Raw genomic sequence first — 11,478 nt, forward strand, 5'->3', positions numbered from 1 at the left:
CATTATTAATTAGTACTAATAGGTAAGATAATTATTTAACTAACTTATACAGGTTTACTTTTAGTATGAAAAGTGTGTAAAATCAATGTGATACATAGAAAAAAGGGTGGGGAATTACGTGCAAATTAGCAGTGCGATTTTATGTTTCGTCTTATATGCATATGTTATTATTGCGGCGGTTTATTTTGGGATAAGTTTTTACGCCTATCGTTTAGCAAATAATAGTGAATATGAAGAAACATACAAATGGGTGAAAAGATATTTGTCACCTGTACTAGAAATTATGAATGGATTTGTTCTTTTTTTATTTATTGGATTAATTGCTTTCTCAACGAGTTTAGTGGGGAATAAGACTACGTTATTTGTACTAGGTATCATTATTTTTATGTTATTAGGAATTCGGATTGGTAATACGGTGTTTTGGAACGAAAGAAAAATAGATGGTTGGACAGGGATGTTTATTCCATGTATGTTAGCTGCAATTGTGACGAATATAGAGCATGAATATTATCAATTACATTTTTGGCTTATCATTGTTTTAACAATCCTCTCTGTTTTGTATATAAGTACTGTCGTGCTAACATACATCGCAAATGAAAAAGGAGATGCAAAAGGTGCGCGCTTCTTTAGAGGGCGTGCATTATTATGGAGTGTGCCGACGATGGCAGTTATAGGAATTATTGCGATATTAGTAAATGGATATCAATTTACTAATTGGCAATTGTTTTTAGAAACTTGGTGGATCTTCATTGTTTCGCTTGTAGCTTTTTTAGGCGCAACACATTATTTATTCCATCAACATCATTACATATTGGCACTGTTATTCGCATTTACACAACTTTTATTTGCTTTTTTCGGACAAGAAACGCTATTGTTCGTTTTTGAAACATTTAGTTCATTTGGAAATATATTTGTATTTGGTATGTTAATTTTCGGTATCGCGTTTTATTTACAACAGTATTTTTATATGCAAAAACAAAAATAAGAATAAGAAGTATATACAGGTTTTTGTAGCGAATTTAAAGTATGTTACAATAAAAGTACATAGTACTTGATGTTATTGGAGGAATTCCTGTGGGCGAAAAAGAGAAAGAATTTGCTGTTATTGGGCTTGGCCGTTTTGGTGGAAGTATTTGCCGTGAATTAGCTCAATTAGGTATGGAAGTAATGGCAATTGACTCAGATGAGGATAAAATTAATGAGTTTGCAAATATAGCTTCGCATGCTGTAATTGCAGATTCAACAGATGAGATGGTATTAAAAAGTCTTGGTATTCGTAATTTTGATCATGTAGTCGTTGCTATTGGAGATAATTTGAATTCAAGTATTTTAACAACGTTAATTTTGAAAGAATTAGGTGTGAAAAATATTACTGTAAAAGCTCAAAATGACTATCATGAAAAAGTGTTAAGTAAAATAGGGGCAGATCATATTGTGCATCCAGAACGAGATATGGGAAAAAGGATTGCTAATAATATCGCATCAAGTAATGTGTTAGATTACCTAGAGCTTTCAGATGAGCATAGTATTGTAGAGATTATCGCAAATAAAAAAATTGATGGGCACTCTTTAATTGAATTAGATATTCGTGCGAAGTTTGGTTTGAACATTGTAGCAATTAAACGTGGAAAAGAAGTTATCGTATCTCCTCGAGCTACAGAAAACGTTCAGGCGGGAGATATATTAATTGTAATTGGTCATGACGATGAAGTAGATCGTTTTAAGCATTTTTTAAGATAAGAGAAAAGGACAATGCCGAGGAGGCATTGTCCTTTTTCTTATATTTCCATAATGATTGGTAAAATCATTGGACGACGTTTCGTTTTTTCGTATAGGAATGGTGCTAATGTGTCTGTAATCTCATTTTTAATTTCAGACCATTGTGTTGTTTTTCGCTCCATTACTTTTTCTAAATGTGTTGTAATTAATGTTTGAGCATCGTTGATTAAATCGCTGCTTTCACGCATATAAACGAAACCACGCGAGATGATATCAGGTCCTGCTGCAACTTTAAATTCTTTCATATCAATGCTTACAACTACAATAACGAGTCCTTCTTCAGAAAGAATGCGACGATCACGTAATACGATATTACCGATATCTCCAATACCATTTCCATCGATATAGACAGAGCCAGATGGGATTTTCCCAGCTACGCTTGCTTCATCAGAACGTAAAGCGAGAACATCCCCGTTATCCATAATGAAACAATTTTCTTCTGGAATACCACAATCATTCGCTAATTTCATATGCATACGTTGCATACGATATTCACCATGAATTGGCATGAAATATTTCGGCTTAATAAGACGTAGCATTAACTTTTGTTCTTCTTGTCCACCGTGTCCACTCGTATGAATATTTGAGAGTTTACCATGGATTACATCAGCGCCAGCGCGGTACAACATGTTAATTGTACGACTTACACTAATTGTATTGCCTGGGATTGGTGAAGAAGAGAAAACAACTGTATCGCCAGGGATAATTTGAATTTGACGATGTGTACCATTGGCAATACGTGAAAGTGCTGCCATCGGCTCCCCTTGACTACCTGTACATAACATAACAACTTTATTAGCTGGTAGGCGGTTTAGCTGAGATGTGTCTATGAATGTATCCTTTGGACACCGGATATAACCAAGGTTTTGTCCGATTTCAATAGCTGCTTCCATACTTCGACCGAATACAGCTACTTTACGATTGTTTTCAACAGCAGCCTCAACAACTTGTTGTAAGCGATGGATATTCGATGCAAAGGTTGCGAATATAATACGACCGTCTACTTTGCGGAATATATCTTGAATACTATCACCAACGCGGCGCTCAGACATCGTAAAGTTTGGCACTTCACTGTTTGTACTATCAGATAAGAGACAAAGTACACCGTCTTTTCCGATTTCGGCCATTTTTGTTAAATCTGCTGGCTCGCCGACTGGTGTGAAATCAAATTTAAAGTCACCTGTATGAACGACTTGTCCTTGAGGTGTTTTCACAACAACTCCGTATGAATCCGGAATACTGTGAGTTGTACGGAAGAAGGAAACAGATGTCTTTTTAAATTTAATAACATCATCTTCTTGAATTTCATAAAGTTTTGCTTTACGAAGTAATCCGTGCTCTTCTAATTTGTTTTTTATTAGGGCAAGTGCTAATTTTCCACCGTAAATTGGAATGTTTACTTGACGTAATAGATAAGGAATTCCACCGATATGATCTTCGTGACCATGTGTAATGAATAATCCTTTAATTTTATCTTCGTTTCGCACAAAATAAGTGTAATCTGGTATTACATAATCGATCCCGAGGAGTTCGTCTTCTGGAAATTTAATTCCAGCGTCAATTATAATAATTTCATCTTGAAATTGAACAGCATATGTATTTTTACCGATTTCACCAAGACCACCGAGGGCAAAAACGGCAGCTTGATCATTTTTTAGGAATTTCATATGACTATACGATCTCCGCTAATATTAAATCAGCGTTTTGTTTTTCATATTCAAGATGAGCACCAGTAACAGACTGAACGAACTCGATATTATATGCGAACTTTTGTAATTTTTTACGAACATCCTTTTGAGACGTAGCCTCTAAATATAAAACTTTTGTATTTTCACGTACTGGGACCTCAGTTAATTTTTCTTGATAAAATACTTTAAAAATCATTGGGAAAACCTCTCCTTGTCTATGTTTTGCATTATCTGTTACTTATTATAAAGCAAACAGTCACGATTTTCATGTTTTTTCGAATGAGAATGAAGAAAAAGCCCGAAATGGGCACAATTTAAGCGATTGTCTTCTTACGGACTAAATCGTTTAAATAACGCTTGAGCTTTTTCTTCAGCTTCTTCAGCATGATTACTCCTTCCTTTCCTTATTTTAAACATGCATATTACTAATGATAACTCCGTCTCCTATACAAGAAAGAAGATTAGAAGTGAATAGTGAATCTTGTTCTTTTTAGTATAGTGTAAGTTATCCTGTAGTAACGATTAGTAGCCGTTAGTTATAGATATAGTATGAGGAAGAATAGAAAAGAAAATTCATCCGAACAAGTATCCACATTTTTTTACTAATAGTATATGCACATTTCATAAATAAGGTCAGAAAGTGAACGCTTTCTTCACAGATGTTTAATATGTTATACTTTTTTTTGAAATTTGAAAAGTGATAATCAAAATAGGAATATAGAGTGCCAGAAAGGGTTTTGACAAATGAATGATAAAATTGTCTTTTTTGATATTGATGGAACATTATTAGATCATGATAAAAAAATTCCGCAATCTACAAGAGATGCAGTAAGAGATTTACAAGAAAAAGGTGTGCATGTAGCGATTGCGACAGGGCGTGCGCCATTTATGTTTGAAGATATTCGTGAGGAACTCAATATACATAATTATGTTAGTTTTAACGGACAGTATGTTGTATTTGAGGATGAGGTATTATTTAATAATCCATTACATCCTGATGCTCTACATAAGTTTACTCAGTTTGCAAAACAAGAAGGATATCCACTTGTATATCTTGACCATCAAGAAATGAGAGCGTCAGTGGAATATCATGATTATGTAAAAGAAGGTTTTGGAAGCTTACAATTCGAGCATCCGGCATATGAACCTGATTTTTATGAGAAACGCGATATTTATCAAACGCTTCTTTTTTGTGAAGTAAACGAAGAAGAAAAGTTTATTCATCATTATCCAGATTTTCATTTTATACGCTGGCATGCATATTCAATGGATATTATTCCTAATGGTGGTTCTAAGGCAAAAGGGATTGAGAAGTTTATTGAGAAAATAGGATTTAATCGTGAACAAGTATATGCATTTGGGGACGGATTAAATGATTTAGAAATGATTGAAGCAGTAGGAACGGGCATTGTGATGGGGAATGGTCATGAGGATTTGAAAAAACTTGCTAATTATGTGACAAAAGATGTTAATGAAGACGGTATTTATCACGGATTAAAGTGGGCTGGCTTGTTATAAGTAAGTGTGGAACCCATTTCATATAATAAAAAGGCGGAAGGTTAACTTCCGCCTTTTTACTATTATCGCTCGAGAGGTTTTGAATCATCGGGAGCCACAAATGGATTGTCTTTATTAATATGGTCATAGAACATAACACCGTTTAGATGGTCGATTTCATGTTGGAATACAATTGCTGGTAAACCTTTTAATCGCAGTTTTACGTCTTCACCGTTAATCGTTGTTGCCTTTACTGTAATTCTTGTGTAACGAGGGACATAACCAGGTACTTCACGGTCTACAGATAGACAGCCTTCACCATTTTGTAAATATGTACGTTCAACAGAATGACTAATGATTTTTGGATTGAATAATGCGTAGCTATATAACGTATCGTTCGTATCAGTTACATGAACCGCAATCATTTTCTTTGAAATACCGATTTGCGGAGCCGCTAATCCGATTCCGGGGCGTAAATTATATTTTTCAGCCATTTCAGGGTCCTGGCTATTTATTACAAATTCAATCATTTCTTTAAGAGTATTTGTATCTTCCTCGCTAGCAGGTAAGGAGACCTCTTCTGCGACTTCGCGCAAAATAGGATTTCCTTCACGAATTACCTCATTCATTGTAAGCATATGTAATCTCTCCTTTCTTCTTTAGTCTACCAAAGGAGATAAAAAAAGTCATCGGCAAGTAAGGAAGAACTACTTGGAAACAAATCTTCTATAGATAAGTTATGTAATAAAAGAAAAGACGGCAAAGCCGTCTGTTTCTTTCCATAGTTGTTTCATTTTACATTAATTAGCGAATGCAAGCAGCACCAACGATAATTAAAAGGATAAACAACACAACGATTAAGGCGAAGCCGCGTCCAGATTCGCCACAAGAACCGCCATAACCGTAGGAAGGATATGAACAAGTTGTTGGATAGCAATATGAGTATCCGTACATGAGATGACCTCCTTTATCATTTCCCGCTAATACTGCGGTTACTATAATGTATGGAGGAATGATTAGAAATGTATAGGTATTTACCTATAAAAGGAAGAAGTGTTTGTATAATTTTATTGAGAAGAGAGAAAAACTAAAGAGAATTAAATCGTTTACATATTATTCTAAGAGAAAAAACAAGTTAAAAAGGGAATAATATAACAGTAGGTTATTGCTTACTAATACAGATGTGAAAAATAAAAACATGTTTGTGTAGAGGAAACCTGCATATTATTTATAAAAAAACGTATTCAAAGTAATTGACATCGTAATTAGAATAGTTGTAAACTAAAAAACGTGATCAAGATTGTATTAATATGTTTTTGAAAAAACATTAGTACAGATTGTTAGGTACACAAAATTATTCTCAACCGACAGACAAACTTGTTGGTTTACATTGTTGCGCTTTCAGTCTAGCTAATAGATAGTGAAAGCGTTTCAGAATATGGTTCAAGAGAGGAAGAGGTGAACGGAATGGGTACTAAAACAAAAAACACCCTATTTAATGTTGATGAGCAAATGAAAGCTATCGCAGCTCAATTTGAAACATTACAAATTTTAAATGAAAAAGGCGAAGTTGTGAATGAAGCAGCTATGCCTGAATTATCAGATGATCAATTAAAAGAGTTAATGCGCCGTATGGTGTATACTCGCGTACTAGATCAACGTTCTATTTCTTTAAACCGTCAAGGACGTTTAGGTTTCTACGCACCAACTGCTGGACAAGAGGCTTCTCAATTAGCAAGTCATTTCGCACTTGAAGCAGAAGATTTCATCTTACCAGGATATCGTGATGTTCCACAATTAGTGTGGCACGGTCTACCATTATATCAAGCATTCTTATTCTCTCGTGGACATTTCATGGGTAACCAAATGCCTGAGAATGTAAATGCACTTGCTCCACAAATCATTATCGGTGCGCAAATCATCCAAACTGCTGGTGTTGCGTTAGGTATGAAACTACGTGGTAAAAAATCTGTTGCAATTACTTACACTGGTGACGGTGGTGCTTCACAAGGTGACTTCTACGAAGGTATGAACTTTGCGGGTGCATTCAAAGCTCCAGCAATCTTCGTTGTACAAAATAACCGTTATGCAATCTCTACTCCAGTAGAAAAGCAATCTGCAGCTAAAACTGTAGCACAAAAAGCAGTAGCAGCAGGTATTTACGGAATTCAAGTAGACGGTATGGATCCATTAGCTGTATACGCAGCAACTGCATTCGCTCGTGAGCGCGCAGTAAACGGTGAAGGCCCTACTTTAATTGAGACTTTAACATTCCGTTATGGTCCACATACAATGGCTGGTGATGACCCAACTCGTTACCGTACAAAAGATATCGAAAACGAATGGGAACAAAAAGATCCAATCGTACGCTTCCGTGCATTCTTAGAAAACAAAGGCCTATGGTCTCAAGAAGTTGAAGAGAAAGTAATCGAAGAAGCAAAAGAAGATATCAAACAAGCAATTGCTAAGGCTGACCAAGCTCCAAAACAAAAAGTTACTGATTTAATGGAAATCATGTACGAAAAAATGCCTTACAACTTAGCTGAACAATATGAAATTTACAAAGAAAAGGAGTCGAAGTAAGCCATGGCTCAAATGACAATGATTCAAGCAATCACTGATGCTTTACGCGTTGAAATGAAAAATGATCCTAACGTACTTGTGTTTGGTGAAGACGTTGGTGTAAACGGCGGAGTATTCCGTGCTACTGAAGGTTTACAAGCTGAATTCGGTGAAGATCGTGTAATGGATACTCCACTTGCAGAGTCTGGTATTGGTGGACTTGCAGTTGGACTTGCACTTGAAGGCTTCCGTCCAGTTCCAGAAATCCAATTCTTCGGTTTCATTTATGAAGTAATGGATTCAGTTTCTGGTCAATTAGCTCGTATGCGTTACCGTTCTGGTGGACGTTGGACTGCTCCAGTAACAATTCGTTCTCCATTCGGTGGTGGCGTTCATACTCCAGAACTACATGCTGATAGCTTAGAAGGATTAGTGGCTCAACAACCTGGTCTAAAAGTTGTTATTCCATCTACTCCATACGATGCAAAAGGTCTTTTAATCTCTGCGATTCGTGACAACGATCCAGTTATCTACTTAGAGCATATGAAATTGTACCGTTCATTCCGTCAAGATGTACCAGAAGGCGATTACACAATTGATTTAGGTAAAGCTGATATCAAACGTGAAGGTACAGATGTATCTGTTATCGCTTATGGTGCTATGGTTCATGCTGCACTAAAAGCTGCTGAAGAACTTGAAAAAGAAGGTATCTCTTTAGAGGTTGTTGACTTACGTACAGTTCAACCATTAGATATCGAAACAATCATTGCTTCTGTTGAAAAAACAGGTCGCGTAGTTGTAGTTCAAGAAGCTCAAAAGCAAGCTGGTATTGCAGCTAACGTTGTAGCGGAAATTAACGACCGTGCAATCTTAAACTTAGAAGCACCAGTTGTTCGTGTTGCAGCTGCTGATACAGTATTCCCATTCTCTCAAGCTGAGAGCGTATGGTTACCAAACCATAAAGATATTGTTGAAGCTGTTAACAAAGTAATGAACTTCTAATTTTTAGTTTTTCATGTGCAAAAGAAATCAGCACATGCTGGTTTCTTTTGTACATATTCCATAATAATGAAATGAATCAGGGGGCTGAATTCCGTGGCATTTGAATTTAAACTACCAGATATCGGTGAAGGTATCCACGAAGGTGAAATCGTAAAATGGTTTATTAAACCAGGCGATGAAGTAAATGAAGACGATGTACTTCTTGAAGTGCAAAATGATAAAGCAGTAGTAGAAATCCCTTCTCCTGTTAAAGGTAAAGTACTTGAAGTACTTGTAGAAGAAGGAACAGTTGCAATTGTAGGAGATACATTAATTAAATTTGATGCTCCTGGATACGAAAACCTTAAATTTAAAGGTGACGATCATGATGAAGCTCCAAAAGCTGAAGAAGCAGCAGTAGAAGCTCCAGCAGCGGAAGCTACTCCAGCAGCAACTGCAGAAGTAGTAAATGAGCGTGTAATCGCTATGCCATCTGTTCGTAAATATGCTCGTGAAAAAGGTGTAGATATTCATAAAGTAGCTGGTTCTGGTAAGAACGGCCGTGTTGTGAAAACTGACATCGATGCATTTGCAAATGGTGGACAAACTGTAGCAGCAACTGAGGCTCCAGCAGCAGTAGAAGCTACTCCAGCAGCAGCGAAAGAAGAAGCACCAAAAGCACAACCAATCCCAGCTGGTGAATATCCAGAAACTCGTGAGAAAATGAGTGGTATCCGTAAAGCGATTGCGAAAGCAATGGTTAACTCTAAGCATACAGCTCCTCACGTAACATTAATGGACGAAGTAGATGTAACAGAACTTGTTGCTCACCGTAAGAAGTTCAAAGCTGTTGCAGCTGACAAAGGTATTAAATTAACTTACCTTCCATACGTTGTAAAAGCTTTAACATCTGCATTACGTGAATTCCCAATGTTGAATACTGCTTTAGACGATGCTTCTCAAGAAATCGTTCATAAACATTACTTCAACATCGGTATCGCAGCTGATACAGACAAAGGTTTATTAGTACCAGTTGTTAAAGATACAGATCGTAAATCTATCTTTACTATTTCTAACGAGATCAATGAACTTGCTGGTAAAGCACGTGACGGTCGTTTAGCTCCAACTGAAATGAAAGGTGCTTCTTGCACAATTACAAACATTGGTTCTGCAGGTGGACAATGGTTCACTCCAGTTATCAATCACCCAGAAGTAGCAATCCTTGGTATCGGCCGTATCGCTGAGAAACCAGTTGTGAAAAACGGTGAAATCGTTGCAGCTCCAGTATTAGCATTATCTCTAAGCTTTGACCATCGTTTAATTGACGGCGCAACTGCTCAAAAAGCATTAAACCAAATTAAACGTCTATTGAATGACCCACAATTATTAGTAATGGAGGCGTAATAACAATGGTAGTAGGAGATTTCCCAATTGAATTAGATACAGTCGTTGTTGGTGCAGGTCCTGGTGGATACGTTGCGGCAATTCGTGCAGCACAATTAGGTCAAAAGGTAGCAATCATTGAAAAAGCTAACCTGGGTGGCGTATGCTTAAACGTTGGATGTATTCCTTCAAAAGCGTTAATCAATGCAGGTCATCGTTATGAGAATGCTATGCATTCTGATGACATGGGTATCACTGCAGAGAACGTAAAAGTTGACTTTACAAAAGTTCAAGAATGGAAAAACGGCGTAGTTAAGAAATTAACTGGCGGTGTTGAAGGCCTTCTTAAAGGTAACAAAGTTGAAATCATTCGCGGTGAAGCTTACTTCGTAGATGCTAACACATTACGCGTAATGACTGAAGATGCAGCACAAACTTATACGTTTAAAAATGCTGTTCTTGCAACTGGTTCTACACCAATCGAAATTCCTGGATTCAAATACTCTAAACGTGTTATCAACTCTACAGGCGCTTTAAGCTTACCTGAAATTCCTAAAAAACTTGTTGTAATCGGCGGCGGTTACATCGGTATGGAATTAGGTACTGCATATGCTAACTTCGGTACAGAAGTTACTGTAGTAGAAGCTGGCGACGAAATCTTAGCTGGTTTCGAAAAAGCTATGAGCTCTGTTGTTAAACGTGCTCTACAGAAAAAAGGTAACGTAAATATCCATACAAAAGCTATGGCTAAAGGCGTTGAAGAAACAGAAACTGGCGTAAAAGTTAGCTTTGAAGTTAAAGGTGAAATCCAAACTGTAGAAGCAGATTACGTATTAGTAACTGTAGGTCGTCGTCCAAACACTCAAGAAATCGGTCTTGAGCAAGTTGGAATTAAAATGACTGACCGTGGCATCATCGAAATTGATGAGCAATGCCGTACAAATATTTCAAACATCTATGCAATCGGTGATATCGTTCCTGGACCACCATTAGCTCACAAAGCTTCTTACGAAGGTAAAGTAGCTGTTGAAGTAATTAGTGGCCATGCATCAGCAATCGATTACATCGGAATTCCTGCAGTATGCTTCACTGATCCAGAATTAGCATCTGTTGGTTACACTAAGAAACAAGCTGAAGAAGCAGGAATGACAGTAGCTGTATCTAAGTTCCCATTCGCTGCAAACGGTCGTGCGTTATCATTAAACAGCACTGACGGTTTCTTACAACTTGTAACACGTAAAGAAGATGGTCTTCTTGTAGGTGCACAAGTTGCAGGTGCAGGTGCTTCTGATATTATCTCTGAGATTGGTTTAGCTATCGAAGCTGGAATGACAGCTGAAGATATCGCTCAAACAATCCATGCTCACCCAACATTAGGTGAAATCACAATGGAAGCAGCTGAAGTTGCTCTTGGAATGCCAATTCACATTGTAAAATAATTTAAGTAATGTAAATAACCCATCTCTTATTTAAAGAGATGGGTTATTTTTATTTTCATAAAATGACTTGCAAGGTCTTTATATGTACTTGTCGAATGAATATATAATACTTTAAATGAATCGTTAGAATATATGCCGTTGTATAATAT

11 protein-coding genes are annotated in these 11,478 nt (G+C 36.8%); 7 read left to right on the forward strand and 4 right to left on the reverse strand.

Annotation, left to right across the window (positions count from 1 at the left end; genetic code table 11):
• Positions 1 to 118 precede the first annotated feature (118 nt).
• Entirely contained in the window at positions 119 to 985 is an 867-nt protein-coding gene (locus AB3X48_RS11950; RefSeq protein ID WP_002111505.1) for a hypothetical protein, read from the forward strand.
• Positions 986 to 1,074: 89 nt separating this feature from the next.
• A complete protein-coding gene (locus tag AB3X48_RS11955; RefSeq protein ID WP_000504033.1) occupies positions 1,075 to 1,740 on the forward strand; it encodes a potassium channel family protein in 666 nt (221 codons plus the stop codon).
• Positions 1,741 to 1,778: 38 nt separating this feature from the next.
• On the opposite strand, the gene rnjA is transcribed toward AB3X48_RS11955, so the two are convergent.
• Positions 1,779 to 3,446 (reverse strand): ribonuclease J1, encoded by a 1,668-nt coding sequence (gene rnjA, locus AB3X48_RS11960; protein WP_016106048.1) that lies wholly within the window; start codon positions 3,444 to 3,446, stop codon positions 1,779 to 1,781.
• Between the two features lie 4 nt (positions 3,447 to 3,450).
• On the reverse strand, positions 3,451 to 3,663 hold the full coding sequence (locus AB3X48_RS11965) for a DNA-dependent RNA polymerase subunit epsilon (RefSeq protein ID WP_000576437.1): 213 nt from the start codon (positions 3,661 to 3,663) through the stop codon (positions 3,451 to 3,453).
• 548 nt (positions 3,664 to 4,211) lie between these two features.
• Between AB3X48_RS11965 and AB3X48_RS11970 the strand changes: the two genes are divergently transcribed.
• Positions 4,212 to 4,985 (forward strand): Cof-type HAD-IIB family hydrolase, encoded by a 774-nt coding sequence (locus AB3X48_RS11970; RefSeq protein ID WP_002014845.1) that lies wholly within the window; start codon positions 4,212 to 4,214, stop codon positions 4,983 to 4,985.
• Between the two features lie 62 nt (positions 4,986 to 5,047).
• Here the strand turns inward: AB3X48_RS11970 and def are convergent, their stop codons facing one another.
• Together def and AB3X48_RS11980 are read right to left on the reverse strand one after the other, a co-directional pair.
• A complete protein-coding gene (def, locus tag AB3X48_RS11975; protein ID WP_002160674.1) occupies positions 5,048 to 5,602 on the reverse strand; it encodes a peptide deformylase in 555 nt (184 codons plus the stop codon).
• A 166-nt stretch (positions 5,603 to 5,768) separates the two neighbouring features.
• Positions 5,769 to 5,918, reverse strand: coding sequence for a YjcZ family sporulation protein (locus AB3X48_RS11980; RefSeq protein ID WP_002160675.1), 150 nt, complete (start codon positions 5,916 to 5,918; stop codon positions 5,769 to 5,771).
• A gap of 513 nt (positions 5,919 to 6,431) precedes the next feature.
• On the opposite strand from AB3X48_RS11980, the gene pdhA reads away from it, so the two are divergent.
• The 4 genes from pdhA to lpdA all read left to right on the forward strand — a co-directional run bounded on the left by pdhA (position 6,432) and on the right by lpdA (position 11,329).
• Positions 6,432 to 7,547 carry a pyruvate dehydrogenase E1 component subunit alpha gene (pdhA, locus tag AB3X48_RS11985; protein WP_002160676.1) on the forward strand — a complete coding sequence of 372 codons (1,116 nt, stop codon included), beginning with the start codon at positions 6,432 to 6,434 and terminating at the stop codon, positions 7,545 to 7,547.
• Between the two features lie 3 nt (positions 7,548 to 7,550).
• Entirely contained in the window at positions 7,551 to 8,528 is a 978-nt protein-coding gene (gene pdhB, locus AB3X48_RS11990) for a pyruvate dehydrogenase complex E1 component subunit beta (RefSeq protein WP_000068162.1), read from the forward strand.
• A gap of 93 nt (positions 8,529 to 8,621) precedes the next feature.
• The gene (gene pdhC, locus AB3X48_RS11995) at positions 8,622 to 9,911 is read left to right on the forward strand and encodes a pyruvate dehydrogenase complex dihydrolipoyllysine-residue acetyltransferase (protein ID WP_016106047.1); all 1,290 of its coding nucleotides are present in this window, start codon (positions 8,622 to 8,624) and stop codon (positions 9,909 to 9,911) included.
• A 5-nt stretch (positions 9,912 to 9,916) separates the two neighbouring features.
• Positions 9,917 to 11,329, forward strand: coding sequence for a dihydrolipoyl dehydrogenase (lpdA, locus tag AB3X48_RS12000; RefSeq protein ID WP_016106046.1), 1,413 nt, complete (start codon positions 9,917 to 9,919; stop codon positions 11,327 to 11,329).
• Positions 11,330 to 11,478 lie beyond the last annotated feature (149 nt).

It is taken from the genome of Bacillus sp. S4 (assembly GCF_040838205.1).
Lineage (GTDB): Bacteria > Bacillota > Bacilli > Bacillales > Bacillaceae_G > Bacillus_A > Bacillus_A cereus_U.